Origin of the sequence: Clostridium sp. 1001270J_160509_D11 (assembly GCF_015667935.1) — a bacterium.
Classification (GTDB): domain Bacteria; phylum Bacillota; class Clostridia; order Peptostreptococcales; family Peptostreptococcaceae; genus Intestinibacter.
Genome location: NZ_JADPET010000014.1, coordinates 14,162 through 30,947, shown reverse-complemented (window position 1 = coordinate 30,947; position 16,786 = coordinate 14,162). Strand labels below are relative to the sequence as shown.

Annotated in this window: 13 protein-coding genes; all 13 read right to left on the bottom strand. The window is 30.3% G+C overall.

What is annotated here, in order from left to right; all coding sequences use genetic code 11:
* Positions 1 to 97: 97 nt before the first annotated feature.
* The 13 genes from pyk to selB all read right to left on the bottom strand — a co-directional run bounded on the left by pyk (position 98) and on the right by selB (position 16,784).
* Entirely contained in the window at positions 98 to 1,858 is a 1,761-nt protein-coding gene (gene pyk, locus I4U58_RS02895) for a pyruvate kinase (protein ID WP_195929544.1), read from the bottom strand.
* A gap of 82 nt (positions 1,859 to 1,940) precedes the next feature.
* The gene (pfkA, locus tag I4U58_RS02890; protein WP_195929543.1) at positions 1,941 to 2,900 is read right to left on the bottom strand and encodes a 6-phosphofructokinase; all 960 of its coding nucleotides are present in this window, start codon (positions 2,898 to 2,900) and stop codon (positions 1,941 to 1,943) included.
* 173 nt (positions 2,901 to 3,073) lie between these two features.
* Positions 3,074 to 6,610 (bottom strand): DNA polymerase III subunit alpha, encoded by a 3,537-nt coding sequence (locus I4U58_RS02885; protein ID WP_195929542.1) that lies wholly within the window; start codon positions 6,608 to 6,610, stop codon positions 3,074 to 3,076.
* A 145-nt stretch (positions 6,611 to 6,755) separates the two neighbouring features.
* On the bottom strand, positions 6,756 to 7,694 hold the full coding sequence (gene whiA, locus I4U58_RS02880) for a DNA-binding protein WhiA (RefSeq protein ID WP_195929541.1): 939 nt from the start codon (positions 7,692 to 7,694) through the stop codon (positions 6,756 to 6,758).
* Between the two features lie 15 nt (positions 7,695 to 7,709).
* Positions 7,710 to 8,135, bottom strand: coding sequence for an NUDIX hydrolase (locus I4U58_RS02875; RefSeq protein WP_195929540.1), 426 nt, complete (start codon positions 8,133 to 8,135; stop codon positions 7,710 to 7,712).
* Positions 8,136 to 8,209: 74 nt separating this feature from the next.
* Positions 8,210 to 9,307: a gluconeogenesis factor YvcK family protein gene (locus I4U58_RS02870; protein WP_195929539.1), complete on the bottom strand. Its 1,098-nt coding sequence runs from the start codon at positions 9,305 to 9,307 to the stop codon at positions 8,210 to 8,212.
* 13 nt (positions 9,308 to 9,320) lie between these two features.
* Entirely contained in the window at positions 9,321 to 10,178 is an 858-nt protein-coding gene (gene rapZ, locus I4U58_RS02865) for an RNase adapter RapZ (protein WP_195929538.1), read from the bottom strand.
* 13 nt (positions 10,179 to 10,191) lie between these two features.
* Positions 10,192 to 10,914, bottom strand: coding sequence for a PHP domain-containing protein (locus I4U58_RS02860; RefSeq protein WP_195929537.1), 723 nt, complete (start codon positions 10,912 to 10,914; stop codon positions 10,192 to 10,194).
* Position 10,915: 1 nt separating this feature from the next.
* Positions 10,916 to 11,830 (bottom strand): UDP-N-acetylmuramate dehydrogenase, encoded by a 915-nt coding sequence (gene murB / locus I4U58_RS02855; protein ID WP_195929536.1) that lies wholly within the window; start codon positions 11,828 to 11,830, stop codon positions 10,916 to 10,918.
* A 371-nt stretch (positions 11,831 to 12,201) separates the two neighbouring features.
* Positions 12,202 to 12,993, bottom strand: a complete 792-nt coding sequence (locus tag I4U58_RS02850) for a formate/nitrite transporter family protein (protein ID WP_195929535.1) — start codon at positions 12,991 to 12,993, stop codon at positions 12,202 to 12,204.
* Positions 12,994 to 13,169: 176 nt separating this feature from the next.
* Positions 13,170 to 13,799: a sulfurtransferase-like selenium metabolism protein YedF gene (yedF, locus tag I4U58_RS02845; protein WP_195929534.1), complete on the bottom strand. Its 630-nt coding sequence runs from the start codon at positions 13,797 to 13,799 to the stop codon at positions 13,170 to 13,172.
* A gap of 45 nt (positions 13,800 to 13,844) precedes the next feature.
* Positions 13,845 to 14,870, bottom strand: coding sequence for a selenide, water dikinase SelD (gene selD / locus I4U58_RS02840; RefSeq protein ID WP_195929533.1), 1,026 nt, complete (start codon positions 14,868 to 14,870; stop codon positions 13,845 to 13,847).
* Between the two features lie 30 nt (positions 14,871 to 14,900).
* Positions 14,901 to 16,784, bottom strand: coding sequence for a selenocysteine-specific translation elongation factor (selB, locus tag I4U58_RS02835; RefSeq protein ID WP_195929532.1), 1,884 nt, complete (start codon positions 16,782 to 16,784; stop codon positions 14,901 to 14,903).
* Positions 16,785 to 16,786: the final 2 nt, after the last annotated feature.

Genomic DNA, 16,786 nt, shown 5'->3' with positions numbered 1-16,786 from the left:
GCAAAAGACATCTCCCTTGCAGTTACTATTCTTTTAGCACCTTGATTGTACCAGAAGTTTGCAGCTACGTAATTTGACAATTTAGGATAACAATTTCTTATAAAACTCTACTTGAGCCTCTATAAACTACTCCTCTAGTAGCATCTACAGTTACTATTTCCCCATTTTCAACTTTATTCATTATATCAGAAGCTGACATTACAACTGGTTTCCCTAAGTTTATACCAACTATAGCAGCATGAGAAGTCATTCCACCTTCTTCTGTTACTATAGCAGCAGCTTTTTCAATATATTGATTCATATCTGAATTTGTCATAGATGTAACTAATATATCACCTTCGTTGAAGTCTACACAAGTTTCTCCATCTTTTACGATTTTAACTCTTCCTTCAACAGTGTCTCTACCTACACCCATACCCATTGCTATTTCTTCACTCATTACGTGAACTTTTATTAAGTTAGTAGTTCCACTTTCACCAACTGGTACACCAGCAGTTACTACAACTAATTCACCTTGTTTTACATAATCTGCCTCTTTAGCAGCATTTATAGAATATTCTATAACATCATCTGTATTTTTTGCTTGATCAGCTTGTACTGAATAAACTCCCCAGCTTAAAGCTAATTGTCTTCTAGTTCTTTCGCTATCAGTAGCAGCTATGATAGGTGTTTTAGGTCTAAATTTAGATACCATTCTAGCTGTATATCCAGAAGAAGTTGAAGATACTATTGCAGAAGCATTTAATTCTATTGCAGTTGTGCAAGTAGCATAACTTATAGCATCTGTTACTGTAGAACCTTTTAAGTTTCTTTCTCTTAGTATTTCTTCATATTTTAAAGTTTCTTCTATTCTTTTTGATATAGATGCCATAACTTTAACAGCTTCAACAGGGTATTTACCTGCAGCAGTTTCTCCTGAAAGCATTATTGCATCAGTTCCATCATATATAGCGTTTGCAACGTCTGTTACTTCTGCTCTTGTTGGTCTAGGATTTCTTATCATAGAGTCTAACATTTGAGTAGCAGTTATAACTGGTTTCCCTAATTCATTACATTTTCTTATCATGTCTTTTTGTATTATTGGCATTTCTTCTGTTGGAACTTCAACTCCTAAGTCCCCTCTTGCTACCATTAAACCATCAGAAACTTGTAATATTTCATCTAAGTTTTCTACACCTTCTTGGTTTTCTATTTTAGATATTATTTGTATATGAGTAGCATTGTTGTTTTCTAATATTTCTCTTATAGCTAATACGTCAGAAGCTTTTCTAACGAAAGATGCTGCTATAAAATCGATATCTTGTTCTATACCAAATTCTATATCACTTATATCTTTTGGTGTTAATGCTGGTAAGTTTATTTTTACACCTGGTAAGTTAACACCTTTGTGGTTTTTAACTATTCCTGAGTTTTCAACAGTACAGATTATATCATTCCCTTTTATTTCGTTTATTTTTAATCCAACAAGACCGTCATCGATAAGTATAGTATCCCCAACTTTAACATCGTTAACTAATTCTTTATAACTTACTGTACATTTTTCTTTTGTTCCTAAAACATCATCCATAGTTACTATGAATTGTTGACCTTGCTCTAAAAGAACTTCTGGGTCTGCAAATTTTCCTGTTCTTATTTCTGGACCTTTAGTGTCTAATAATAATGCTACTGGAACATTTAATTTTTCCCTTACCCTTTTCGCAGTATCCATTCTTACCTTTTGTTCTGCATGATCCCCATGAGAGAAGTTAAATCTACACACATTAAGACCATTTTCTACTAATTGTGTTAATACCTCTTCGCTATCAGAAGCTGGTCCTAGTGTACAAACTATTTTAGTTTTTTTTGCGTTTTTTAACATAAATGTTATCCTCCTAAATCTTGTTACATAAATTATTATATAATTAAAACTATAAAAAATAGTATTTTTGACTTTTATAGCACTATATAGATAGAATTTGTGTCATTTTATAAGTATACTTATCAAAATCTTTTTTCATAGCTAAAGCTTCATGTATGTCCATGTCGATAACTTTATCATCTCTTAATCCAACTACTCTAGCAGACTTACCATCTAGTAATAATTCTACTGCTCTTACCCCTAATCTACTTGCTAGGATACGGTCAAATGCAGTCGGACTACCACCTCTTTGTACATGTCCAAGAATTGTTACTCTCAAATCTGAACCTGTTCTTTCTGCTATTTGTTTTCCTATTTCATGTGCATTCCCTACACCTTCAGCTAAAACGATTATGCTGTGTTTTTTACCTCTTTTTTTAGTTGTTTCTAATCTGTCACATACAGTTTCTATATTTTCTGGATGTTCTGGTAGTATTATTGTTTCTGCACCACCAGCAAGACCAGCATATAAAGCTAAATCCCCGCAGTGTCTTCCCATAACTTCAACAATGTTAACCCTTTCATGAGAAGATGATGTATCCCTTATTTTACCGATAGCATCAATTACTGTTTCTATAGCTGTGAAATATCCAATTGTATAGTCTGTATATGCTAAATCATTATCTATTGTTCCTGGTATCCCTATTGCTGGGAACCCTAATTCACTTAATTTACTTGCCCCATTAAATGAACCATCTCCTCCAATTACAACTAGACAATCTATCCCATATTTTTTAAGAACCTTAACTGCTATTTTTCTTCCTTCTTCAGTTTTAAACTCTTCACATCTTGAAGATTTTAAAATAGTTCCTCCCCTATGTATAATGTCACCTACTGATGATAAGTTCATTTCTTGTACGTCATCTTCTATTAATCCCTTATATCCCCTATTAATTCCATACACTTTGCAACCATAATAGATTGCTGATCTTACGACTGCTCTTATAGCGGCGTTCATTCCTGGAGCATCTCCACCACTTGTTAATATTCCTATTGTTTTCATAAGCTACCTCCTAAAACCATTTTCCCAAGGGACATTTTTAGTCCCTATACGTATTATTTATCCCATGTCAATTAAAAAAACTTACCCAATTCATATACTACGATATTATACCATATTTTTGGAAAAAATTTAGCTATATCGTATTATATTTTTGGGTATTTTATATTATTTTATTACTGTGATACAATTTTAATACAAGTTTCATTTAATATTTGCTTTAAATTTTCAATTAAAACATTGGAAATTGTAACATTTCCATTCCATTTGTATTTTTTCTTTGGCACAGTAGTACATAAGAATACTTCATCTCTACCGGGATAAAGTTTTAAAATATTTTCTATTTTTTGTAGGTTTTCTTTATCATTTATATCTTCTATCTTTAGAAATAAACTTTCCTCTATATTATTTACTTGTTTATTATATACCTTTTTTTGATTTTCTACAAAAGGAGTTTTATCATTTATATCTTTTATTTCTTGAGCTATTATTTTAGCATTCTCCTCTTCTTGTATACTTAATCTACCTTTAATATAAACTATATTCTCTTCATTTACAATAGTATTATATTGTTGTAAGGTTCTAGGAAAGACAATTACCTCCATAGTTCCATATAAATCTTCAATTTCTAAGAAAGCCATTATTTCATTTCTTTTAGTAGTTTGTATTCTTTTATTAGAAATCATTCCACCAATTATTGCATTTTGTTGGTCCATAGATAAATATTTATCCAGGTCTTCTTTTAATTCGTTTAATTTTTTAGTATTAATTGATGTTCTTGTTTCTAGTTCTTTTTCATATTCTGAAAGTGGATGCCCACTAACATACATTCCTAAAACTTCTTTTTCTAAAGCTAATTTTTCTCTTTCTTCAAATTCTTGTATATTTGGAATAGAAGTAATTTCATTTTCAAATTTATCTATTTCTTCAGTTTGTCCAAATCCGTCGAATCCATCAAATAAAGAAATTTGCCCTTTAACATTTTTCTTTCTTTCTAAAGATACACTTTCCAATACTTTTTCATATCCCATCATTAAACTGGCTCTATTGTATCCCATTCCATCAAATCCGCCACATTTAATTAGACTTTCAATTACTCTTTTATTTATATCTTTACTATCTAATCTTTTTATTAAGTTCATAAAATCAGTAAATGTTCCATTTGTTTCTCTTTCAATAACAATATTGTTTATTATATTTACACCTACGTTTTTTACTGCTGCAAGTCCAAATCTTATATTGTTATCTTCAACTGAGAATTTTGCGAAACTTTTATTTATGTCTGGTTTTAAAACTTTTATATTTAATGCATTACATTCTCTAATATACTCAACAACTTTATCTGTATTACCCATTACACTTGTGATTAATGCTGCCATAAATTCTACTGGATAATATGCTTTTAAATAAGCTGTTTCATACGCTATAACACCATATGCCGCAGCATGTGATTTATTAAATGCGTATTTGGCGAAGTCAATCATATCGTCGAAAATTTTATTTGCAGTTTGTTCGTCTACACCATTTCTAACGCATCCTGCTATCTCTACATTTCCATTTTCATCTGTTTTTCCATGGATAAAATATTGTCTTTCTTCTTCCATTACATCCATTTTCTTTTTACCCATAGCTCTTCTAACTAAGTCGCTTCGTCCATAGCTATATCCACCAAGCTCCCTAACAACTTCCATAACCTGTTCTTGGTATATTAAACAACCATATGTTACTTCCATTATTGGTTTTAACTTCTCGTGCATATATGTTATTTTTTCTGGATTATGCTTATATTCTAAGTAAGTTGGAATAGAATCCATTGGACCTGGTCTGTATAATGATATACCGGCTACTATATCCTCAAAATTACTTGGTTTTAATTGTTTCATAAATGATCTCATACCGGCACTTTCCATTTGGAACACACCTAAAGTATTTCCTGTTGAAAGAAGTTCAAATACTTTTGGATCATCATAATCCATCTTAGAAAAATCTATTTTTACACCGTGATTTTTTTCAATTAAGTCTAACGCATCTCTTATAACTGTTAATGTTCTAAGTCCTAAGAAGTCCATTTTTAGAAGTCCTAATTCTTCTAAAGTTGTCATTGTAAACTGGGTACTTATTGCGTCTTGATGTTTGTATAATGGTACATATTCATCAATCGGATTTTTAGATATAACGACACCTGCCGCATGTGTAGAAGCATGTCTAAGCATTCCCTCTAACTCTTTAGAAATATTTATTATAGTTTTTGTCTCTTGGTCTTGTTCATACATTGCCTTTAAGTTAGGGTTTGTTTCAAGAGCTTTATCTATAGTCATTCCTAATGCATTTGGTATTTCTTTTGCTATTTTATCGACTTTATTATATGGTATATCTAACACCCTACCGACGTCTCTTATAGCTAATTTTGCACCCATTGTACCAAATGTAATTATTTGTGCAACATGGTCTGCCCCATATTTTCGCTTAACATAATCTATAACTTCTTCTCTTCTTTCATAGCAGAAATCTATATCTATATCGGGCATTGATATACGCTCTGGATTTAAGAATCTTTCAAACAGTAAGTTATATTTTATTGGGTCTATATCTGTTATTTTAAGTGTATATGCAACTATTGAACCTGCAGCACTACCACGTCCAGGCCCTACCATTATTCCGTTTTCTTTTGCAAAATTTATAAAATCCCATGTTATTAAGAAATACTCTACGTATCCCATTTTATTAATAACACCTAATTCATATTCTAATCTATCTATAATTTCTTGACTTGGATTTTCATATCTTTCATGTAACCCTTTGTAACATAATTCTTCAAGATAACTTGAAGTTGTATATCCTTCTGGAACTTCATAATTTGGTAAGTGTATTGTATTAAAATCAAACTCTACATTACATCTTTGTGCAATTTTTTCAGTATTATCTAAAGCTTCTAGTGCATATGGGAATAATTCTTCCATTTCTTCTCTTGATTTTAGATAAAACTCTTGAGTTCCAAATCTCATTCTTGCTGGGTCATTTAATGTTTTACCCATTTGTATACATAGTAAAACATCATGTGCCTTTGAATCCTCTTTATCGACATAATGAACATCATTTGTGGCTACTAATGGTATATTTAACTCTTTAGATAATTTTACTAATGATGCATTTACTTCTTTTTGTTCTGGAAGATTGTGATCTTGTAATTCTAAGAAGAAGTTCCCTTGTCCAAAAATTTCGTTATATGTTAAAGCAATTTCTTTTGCCTTTTCATAATTTCTGTTCATTAATGCATTTGAAACATCTCCTGCTAAACAAGCCGATAAACATATAATTCCTTCACTGTGCTCTCTTAAAGCTTCTATGTCTACCCTTGGCTTATAGTAAAACCCGTCTACATATGATATAGAAACTAGTTTTATTAAGTTTTGGTATCCAGTCATATTTTCAGCTAATAAAATTAAATGTCCGTACCTTTTATCAAAATTGGGGTCCTTGTCTTTTAAACTACGTTGTGCAGTGTATAGCTCACATCCTATTACTGGTTTTATACCAGCTTTTTTTGCCTCTTTGTAGAAATCTATAACACCAAACATATTTCCATGGTCAGTTATAGCGACAGATTTCATACCTAATTCTTTAGTTCTTTTTATAAGTTTCTTAACTCTTGAAAAACCATCTAGCAAACTATATTCTGTATGCACATGTAGGTGCGCAAATTCGCCTGACATATCTCCACCTCCTAATATAAACTTTGTATATAAATATCTAATATAATCGTATTTTTTATTAATTTATACCCATTTCCTATCTGTATAAATTAATATATTTTTTAAAAACAAACAAGGGGAATTTATGTAAAATTCCCCTTGTTCTCTATTTTAAATCATTAGCAATTTGCTCTATTTTCTTTAATCGATGATTAACACCTGATTTACTTATAGGCGGATTTAACATCTCCCCTAGTTCCTTCAGTGACATATCTTCATTTTCTACTCTTAAGAGCGCTATCTCTTGTAAATTTTCTGGTAAACTACTAATTCCTATTTTACTTTGGATTAATTTTATATTTTCTACTTGTCGAACTGCTGCATTTACAGTTTTTGATAAGTTTGCAGTTTCACAATTTACAATACGATTTACGTTATTTCTCATTTCTTTTACTATTTTAGTACTTTGTAGACTAAGTAGTGCTTGATACGCCCCTATCATACTTAATAAATCAGAAATTTGTTCACTTTCTTTTAAATAAACAACAAAACTATTTTTTCTAGCAACTATTTTTGCGTTTAATCCTTCAGAGTTTATTAAATCCCTAAGAGAATTTGCGTAATCCTCGTTATTAGTTACAAATTCCATATGATAATTTTTTTCGGGGTCACTTATAGAACCTCCACCTAAAAAGGCACCTCTAAGATAAGCCCTTTTTAGAACTTCATCATCAAATACTTCTTGTGGTATGTTGTTTGTCGGAAAGAAACCATCTCTATCTTCTAGTATTGCCAACTTTTTAAGAAGTCTTTCCGCCCCATTTTCACTTTTAACCATCAAAACATAACTGTTATTTCTTTTTAGCATTTGATTTTTATTTACAGAAATTGTAGTTTCTATATTAAATTCTTTTTTAAGTAGTTTAAATACTCTTCTTGCAATTGAATTTAACTCTGTTGTTATCTTTACATTTATTTTTCTTAATCCCGCAAATTGTATAGTCCCAGCCATTCTAACTATAGCTGATAGTTCTGATAATTTATCATTTACATCGATATCTTTAACTCTAGCTAATTCATTCTTTGTCTCACTTGAAAAAGACATTTCTATCACCTAATTCTAGCTTTTTTTATTCCTTTTTTTTATTTCTTCTAGTGCAACCTTTATTATTTCTCTTTCATCATTATACCTTGCTAAATCAACCACTCTATCTAAATGTATGAATTTAGCATCCACAAAACCTTCTTCTTTTAAAGGAATTGTCTCCATATCCTTCGATTTCATTAGATACCAAAAAACGGTTTTATGGACAGCCTTGTTTTCATCCCAATTCTCTTTATATGTGTAATGGATTTCTCCTAAATATTTTAAAATTTCGGCTTTTACTCCTGTCTCTTCTAGTACCTCTCTTAGAGCCGCGTCTTTTCTTTGTTCACCTTCCTCTACCCTTCCTTTAGGTAACACCCAATCTCCGTTAAATTTTCTAAGTAGAAGAATTGCATTCCCAAATAAGACTACACCCCCGGCGCTAATCTCTTCTCTCATAGATTTTCACTCCTTAATTCAACATAATAATAAGAATTTCTTCATAAAGATATAAAATCCTTTTTTATTCACTGTTACATATCATGACCTAGAGCCAGTTTAATAATTATACTAGAAATTTCATCAGCATTATGCCTAATATAGTTATCTTTTACTTCTATTAAATTCGATTCCACAGCCTTAATTCCCATACATTTCAATTTTAATCTTTGCTCATTGTCTAATAAAACTTGTGTTGAACCGTCATCGTTGTATCTTCTAGCTACAGATTCTGATATCTTTTCATTATTAGTTACAATGCAATCAATTAATCCTGGTTCAGTATGTTTAATTATCGCTTGGACATGATCTAATACATTATATCCCTCTGTTTCTCCTGGTTGTGTCATAACATTAGGTATATATACTTTCTTAGCATTTGATTTTTTGATAGCTTCAATTACTCCTGGAACTAGTAAGTTTGGTATTACACTTGTGTATAAACTTCCTGGTCCCATTACAATTATATCTGCTCCATGTATAGAGCTTATTACTTCATCTAGCGGTCTGCAATTTTCTGGTATTAAAGAAATTTTATCTATTTTACATTTTTGTTTTCTAACTTCTTTTGGTATTGTTGATTCTCCCTTTACAATTTGACCATTTTCCAATTTTGCACTTAAATCTACATTTTCAAGTGTAACTGGTAAAACTCTTCCTGTTATTGCAAAAACTTGGCCTATTTTGTAAACTGCTGTCTCAAAATTACCATATAGACCATTCATAGCAGCTAAAAATAGGTTTCCAAAACTTTGACCTTTTAATGCTCCATCTTCAAACCTATATTGCATAACTTCATTCATAGTTGGTTCTATATTTGCAAGTGCCATAATACAATTTCGGATATCTCCCGGTGGTAACATTCCTAAATCAGATCTAAGAACGCCTGATCCTCCTCCATCATCAGCAACAGTAACTATCGCTGTTATATTTTCTGTATGATGTTTTAATCCTCTTAGAAAAATTGATTGGCCAGTTCCCCCACCGATAACTACTACATTAGGGCCTTTTTGTTCTTTATTTTTTAACTCTAAGTATCTTATCCTTTCATTTTTCATTTGGATAAATAAATATATAGCTATGCCAAAACATACTATACCCATTATCCCAAAAACTATACCAAATATTTCCATAATAACCTCCGCACTATTTTAACATAAAATCTCTATGTTTTTTAACAACCCTATAGCCATTGCTTTGTATTTCATCAGCAATAAGATTAGCTATAGTTACAGATCTATGTCTTCCTCCAGTGCAGCCAATACTAATAACTAAATGGTGTTTTCCTTCTTCTACATATTGTGGTATTAAAAAGTCTATCATATCTGTAAGCTTTGCATAAAATTCTCTACTAATATCAGAATTCATAACATAATCCCTAACTTCTTGGTCTTCCCCTGTCTTATCTCTAAGACTGTCTAAGTAGTATGGATTTGGTAAAAACCTAACGTCAAATACTAAATCTGAATCTTTAGGGATACCATGTTTAAATCCAAATGAAAGTACAGATATTGTAAGATTTGTTTGCTTCTCTCCAGTTGAATATATTTTTAATATTTCTTCTTTTAAATCTTTAGGCTTCATATTAGTAGTATCTACTATATAATTTGCAATTTCTTTTAATGGATTTAAAATCTTTCTTTCAATTTTTATGCCTTCTGGTATTTGTCTATTTAATGCTAATGGATGATTTCTTCTAGTCATCTTATATCTCTTTAGAAGAGTATCATCATCACAGTCTAAGAATAGGATTTCAAAAGGATAATTTTCTTTTTTTAATGTTCTTAAACTTTCGTGTAAGTCTTCAAAAAATTTCATTCCTCTTATATCTATACCTAGTGCAACCTTATCTACCATTGACCCTGCTTGATAACATATTTCAGCAAAATTTACTATTAATGTTGGAGGTAGATTATCTACACAATAATAATCCATATCTTCAAAGACTTTCATTACTTCACTCTTGCCTGATCCTGATAATCCAGTTACTATTACAAATTTCATTAAAGACCCCTCCTTAAACTATAATGTTTTCGATTAACGATTTATCTAATCCTGATTTATTTACAGTTTCTAATGCTAATTTAAAGTTACCTACATTTTGTGGTATATGCGCATCAGAACCTATAACAAATTTAAGATTATAATCCTTTATTTTTTGTAATTGTTCTACATTTAAAAACTCATGGCTACTATTTATTTCTAGTCTAGTATTAGTATTTTCTGCCACTTTAGCCACTTCTTCTATATAAATTCCCCCTTTATCTCCAGGGTGAGTAATTGCAAATATATCGTTATTTTTTATAGTATTTACAATTGCCTCAGTATTATATTCTTTGGCTTTTTCACTTTTACTTTTAAAGAAGTAATTTTGACACATATTGACCATCCCCTTAAAAGATGTTGGAACAGATCCAAAATGATATCCTGCCATTACATAATCGAAATATTGAGCAATATTTTCTGTTAAATCTATATTTCCCTTATTATCTAATATATTGCATTCAACACCTAAAAGTATTTTTATTTGGTCTTTATACTTTTCATTCAAAATATCTACTTCTTCTCTCATTTTTTTAAAATCATCGATTTTCACACCATAGGCAATATTTTTATACCCATGGTCTGAAATACCGATTGTCTTTATCCCCTTAGATATTGCTACTTTCACATTGTCTTCTATAGTTCCTTTTCCATGACTATATACAGTGTGAGTATGATAATCAGCTAATATTTCCATATTAATCCTCTCCAAGTATTTTGACTTCTTCTTCTAACATTACACCAAATTTATTTAAAACGGTACTTTTTACAATGTACATTAAATCTAATATATCTTTTGCTGTTGCTTCACCTTTGTTAACAACAAATCCACAATGTTTTTCAGAAACTTGTGCTCCTCTTAATGTTAAGCCTCTTAGCCCACAATCATCTATTAATTTTGCTGCAAAGTACCCTTCTGGTCTTTTAAAAGTACTTCCCGCACTTGGTAAATTTAATGGTTGTTTAGTTACTCTTCTATTTGTTAAATCAGCCATATACGCTTTTATTTCGTCATAGTCACCTTTTTTAAGCTCAAGTTCTGCTGATAAAACTATATAATCAGAGTTAGTAAGTCTACTTCTTCTATAAGCAAACTCCATTTCTTCATTTGTGAATTCAGATATTTCACCTTGTGGATTCATTACTCTAACAGATTTTACAACTGATTTTATTTCTCCGTCATAAGCACCTGCATTCATTGCTAACCCACCACCAAGTGTACCTGGAATTCCTGATATACATTCAAATCCAGTTAAACTTTCTCTAAGTGCTGCTTTTCCTAATACAGATAATAAAGCTCCTGCTTGTGCTTTTATTGTATTTCCTTCTATTTCATAGTTGTTGAAGTTATCTCCAAATTCTATTACTATACCTCTTATTCCACCATCTTTTATTAATAGGTTTGATCCATTTCCTATTATTAAGTATGGAAGTTCATTTTCATTTATATATTTTAATACCTCAGCTAATTGTTCTTCTGTTGTCGGCCTAACTAATATATCAGCTGGTCCACCTACTCTAAAAGAGATGTGTTTTTTCATAGGCTCATCCATTTTTACATTTTCCGCATCAACTATTTTTACTAAGTCATTATAAACTAATTCTTTATTCATATTTAAATATTTATTGCCAAACCTCACTTCAATATAAATAAGTATTTGACAGACTCCTTCCTTCTTTATTCTTATATTTACGTTCTTATCTAAATTGTTTTTTTATTTCTATATTCATTTTTGTATTTTTAAGTCTGTTTAATTATTTTATTATGGTTTAATATATGTTTCTATAAATAAAAGTGTATCTCAAAAAAACATAATTCTAGTTATAAAAAGATTTTACCACATATTCAATTTTTATTTAAGGTGAATTTAATTTATTTAATAATTACTTACCATTTTTAACTTTTTTTGTATTTTGACGTAAAAATATCGCCAAAGATTAAATCCTTGACGATATCTTTTAATTTCCCTTATATATTTAAATCTTATACATTAGAAGCTTTCTTTTTATCTGCAGCTAAATATGTAAAGTAGTATATAACCGGTATAATTAAAGCTCCACCGATTAAGTTTCCTATTGTTACACAAATTAAATTAGTTGCACATGCTCCTATTGAAATATCAGCGCCCAATAACATACCTATTGGTATAAAGTACATATTTGCCACGCTATGTTCAAATCCACATAATACGAATAACATGATTGGGAACCAGCATGAAAATATCTTAGATATAATATCTTGTGCACTTGTTGCCATCCATACAGCTAAAACAACAAGGATATTACATAGTATACCTCTAAGTATCATTGTCATTATATCTAGACCTGCTTTCCCTTCAGCTATTGCAATAGCTTTTGTTGCAGCGTCTCCAGTTAGAACATCACCATAAAATACTATAAGTGCTAATGCTATAGAACCAACTAAGTTTCCTACCCAAACAACACACCAGTTCTTAACCATTTGACCGCCTGTAATTTTATTATTCATTAGAGCTAATGTCATTAAGTTGTTTCCTGTGAATAATTCTGCTCCACATATAACAACTAACATAAGTCCAACAGGGAAGACTGCTGCCCCAATAAGTTTTGCAACACCTGGGTCAATATTAGCAAATGTTTGACTTGCTACAGTATTTCCTAATCCACCAAATCCTATAAATGCTCCTGCCAAGATTCCTAGTAAAAACATTGAACCAACTGGTAGGTTTGCTTTTCCTACACCAACGTTAACCATTGCATTGGCTATTTCTTTTGGTGCTAAAAATCTCTTTTCCATACAGATACACCCCTTTTGTTAAGTATTAAGAAAATATCTTCGTATTACAAGTTAATTATAGCACCATTTTTTTTAGAAAAAGCTGTTTTGGCGAATGTATACATTATATTTATTAAATTATTGATAATATTTTTTCTAATCAAATTCTATATTTAATTCAACTTTATACAAAACTATTATGGTCTTATTATTTTGTCGGCTTGTGACATTTTTTCTAGTATAAAGTACATATTTGTCACTTCACCTACTTCTAGTTTTTCTGTTAATTCATAGTAGTTTAAGCAAGTTCCACAGCTTAATATTTCTACACCTTGTGCTTGCAATGTTTTTAAATCATTTATAGAGTTAGAGCCTTCTGTCGATAATTTAACTCCTGAATTATAAAGTAATATTGTACTTGGAAGCTCATCTAATTCAGTTAAAGCATATATAAATCCTTTCATCAAAATTTGACCTAATTCTTCGCTTCCTTCTCCCATCTTATTGCTACTCAATACTACAACTGTATTAGTCTTTTTATCTGGATAGCAAACTTCTTTTGTTTCTTCTTCAACCTTTGTTTGTTCAGTTTCGCTATTTTGTAGCTCTGCTTTTATTTTAATTATGTAATGTTGGTCCTCTATTTTTTCGCATGTATATTCTAGATTTTTTTGTTTTGCCATCTTACTTAAATTTTGAACTGCTATTTCATTATCTACATGCACTTCTACTAAAGTAGTCTCTTTTATTTCACCTAATGCCTTTTTTGTTTTTATAACTGGAATTGGGCATTGATCACCCATTGCATCAACTTTTATTTCTTTCATTGTTATTCCTCCTAAAATTACATTGTATATATTTTAATTTATTATCTACTCTACTATTATTTTATGTTGTTTTTGATTTACAACTTCTCCAATAACACCACATGGTAAGCTTAAAGTTTCTAATTCTTTCATTATTTCCTCTACATCTTCAGGATTTACAGCTATTAATAACCCTCCTGATGTTTGTGGGTCAAATAATATCTCTTCCATTGCAAAATCATATATATTAAATAAAACTTTATCTTGAAGGAAGTTTCGATTTCTTTGTGCTGCTGCAGTTAGTAAAAACTCATCTGCATACTGTCTAGCTTCTTTGATATATGGTACTTTTGTGCTATCTATAATTGCTGAACAATCTCCTGCAACCATTTCGTTTAAATGTCCTAAAAGACTAAATCCTGTAACATCTGTGCATGCATGCACATCATATTTTTTAATAATCTCTGCTGCATATTTATTTAATGTGCACATAGATTCTATAGCCTTATCCATAGCTTCCTTGCTAGCTTCACCAACTCTGTTTGCTGTTGAAATTATTCCAACACCTAAAGGTTTAGTTAGAATTAATTTATCTCCTACTTTGCACCCATTATTTTGATATATTTTATTTGGATTTATAATTCCTGTTACAGATAAGCCGTATTTTACATCTTGGTCCATTATAGAATGTCCGCCAGATAAAACTCCTCCAGCTTCTTCTACTTTTTCACTACCACCTTGAATTATATCACCCAATATATTTAAATCCATCTGTTCTGGAAAACAAACTATATTTAAAGCCGTTTTAACTTCACCACCCATAGCATATATATCACTTAATGCATTTGCTGCGGCTATTTTCCCAAACGTATATGGGTCGTCTACCATAGGCGGAAAGAAATCTAAAGTTTGAACCATTGCAATATCATCCGTTAATTTATATACAGATGCATCATCACTACTTTCAAATCCTATCAGTAAATTTTCATCATATTTTTTCGGTATTCTTTCTAAAACACGACTTAAAATTCCTGGCCCTAATTTAGCAGTACACCCTCCACCTTTACAAAAAACTATATCTTTTTTACTCATAAGCACAACCTCTTTTCATGATAAAGTTTATTAATATAAAACTCTTTTATCGTCTATTCTTTTTGTTATTCTATTTCTATCGAAATGTTCTAGTATAGCTATTGATGTTTTTCTATTTGAATTTGTAATATCCCTAAATTGAGCTACTGTTATTTGATTATTTTGTTTCAGATAGTTTATCAACTCATTTTTCATATTTTCATATATATCTTTATCAACATAGTATGTATCGTCTAGTTTCTGAATTGTATCGCCTATTAATGCTTCCAAAACTTCTTCATAAAACTTATTTTTATTACATATTTCATCTTTTGTAACTAAACAGCTTAGTTTATTTTTTCTAGTTATATTTTCAATTTCTTTCTTTATGGATAATTGTTTTTGATTAAATACAACTTCAAATTCATAATTTGAAACTAAGTTGTCCCTTACTTTTATCTGTTTATCTTCAGCCATTTTATTTAAGATGATGTCCATATCTTTTACTTTAAGTTTACTATCAACCCTAGACCTAAGTTCTTCCTTCAAAATTCCCTTTCTAAGTCTATACTGTTTATGATACTTATTTAAAATATCCATCGTCTTATCTTTAAGTTTATTATAATGACTTATATGTAGATAATATTTATTTACGGGTATTACTTTATTTTCTTTTATTAAAACATCAAGCCCCTCTTTAACATATTCTTCTTTATCTCCAGTATAGCTAATTAAATCTTTTAATGTAATATAGTTTGATAAATTTAATTTTAGATATTCTTCTATTATGTCTTTTAGCTCGCCTTTTTCTTTTATTTTTAATGTTTCAATAACACTTTCGTCATATATCTTATGTTTTTTGGGTGCTGTATCAATAATTATACCTCCACCAATCGTATCCATCGGTGAATAAGATCTAATTATAAATCTATCAACTTTCTTAGCTACTATTTTTTCTTCTAATCTTAGCTGGGCATATCCACTTTCTCCATAAGGTATTTCATCTTCATTTAATGGAACAATTCTGCATAATATTTGTTTTGTACCATGGAATACTCTTATTCTATCCCAATGTTTTAAACTCTTTTTGCAATGTTCAACTAATGATATATTTACATCTATCATCATAGATTCTTCAACAGAACCAGTCTCAGCAATTACATCTCCTCTTTGAATTTCACTAACTTTTATATTAGATAAATTTATTGCTGTTCTTTGTCCTGCATATGCAGTTTTAACATCACAACCATGTACTTGTAAATTTCTTACCTTTACCTTTTTTTCACTAGGATATATCGTCATCTCATCATCAATAGATATTTTTCCTTCGATTAAAGTTCCTGTTACAATTGTTCCGAAACCTTTTAATGAAAATACCCTATCTATACTCATTCTTGCTGGTGCATCAATTTTCTTTTCTTCTATATCTTCACTAATTTCATCAATTTTTTTGACTAATTCTTCTAATCCTCTTCCTGATACTGAATCAACTTCTACAATCGGTGCATTTTCTATAAATAAACCCTTTGTCTTTTCTTTGACTTCATCTTTTACTAAAGAGATAAAATCTTCATCTACTAAATCGCATTTAGTCAAAACTATTATTCCTTTTTTTACACCTAAGTAGTTTAAGATATCTAGATGTTCAACAGTTTGAGGCATTACTCCTTCGTCAGCAGCCACTACAAGCAAAACTATATCTATTCCACATGCACCTGCCAACATATTTTTTATAAATTTTTCATGACCAGGCACATCTACTATTCCGACTCTTTTTTTGCTCGGCAAATCAAAGTATGTAAATCCTAAATTGATAGATATTCCCCTTTGCTTTTCTTCTTTTAAATTATCTGTCTCTCTACCTGTTAAAGCTTTTATTAATGTTGTTTTTCCGTGATCTATATGTCCTGCTGTTCCCAAAATTACATTCTTCATAT

Bases quoted from the DNA above. Each gene is read 5' to 3' on its own strand.
- pfkA (WP_195929543.1), bottom strand. From the start codon at position 2,900: ATGAAAACAATAGGAATATTAACAAGTGGTGGAGATGCTCCAGGAATG.
- rapZ (WP_195929538.1), bottom strand. From the start codon at position 10,178: ATGAAATTTGTAATAGTAACTGGATTATCAGGATCAGGCAAGAGTGAA.
- I4U58_RS02850 (WP_195929535.1), bottom strand. From the start codon at position 12,993: ATGGAAAAGAGATTTTTAGCACCAAAAGAAATAGCCAATGCAATGGTT.
- pyk (WP_195929544.1), bottom strand. From the start codon at position 1,858: ATGTTAAAAAACGCAAAAAAAACTAAAATAGTTTGTACACTAGGACCA.
- whiA (WP_195929541.1), bottom strand. From the start codon at position 7,694: ATGTCTTTTTCAAGTGAGACAAAGAATGAATTAGCTAGAGTTAAAGAT.
- selB (WP_195929532.1), bottom strand. From the start codon at position 16,784: ATGAAGAATGTAATTTTGGGAACAGCAGGACATATAGATCACGGAAAA.
- I4U58_RS02885 (WP_195929542.1), bottom strand. From the start codon at position 6,610: ATGTCAGGCGAATTTGCGCACCTACATGTGCATACAGAATATAGTTTG.
- I4U58_RS02860 (WP_195929537.1), bottom strand. From the start codon at position 10,914: ATGGAAATATTAGCTGATTATCATACTCACACTGTATATAGTCATGGA.
- murB (WP_195929536.1), bottom strand. From the start codon at position 11,830: ATGAATAAAGAATTAGTTTATAATGACTTAGTAAAAATAGTTGATGCG.
- I4U58_RS02870 (WP_195929539.1), bottom strand. From the start codon at position 9,307: ATGGAAATATTTGGTATAGTTTTTGGGATAATGGGTATAGTATGTTTT.
- yedF (WP_195929534.1), bottom strand. From the start codon at position 13,799: ATGAAAGAAATAAAAGTTGATGCAATGGGTGATCAATGCCCAATTCCA.
- I4U58_RS02875 (WP_195929540.1), bottom strand. From the start codon at position 8,135: ATGAGAGAAGAGATTAGCGCCGGGGGTGTAGTCTTATTTGGGAATGCA.
- selD (WP_195929533.1), bottom strand. From the start codon at position 14,870: ATGAGTAAAAAAGATATAGTTTTTTGTAAAGGTGGAGGGTGTACTGCT.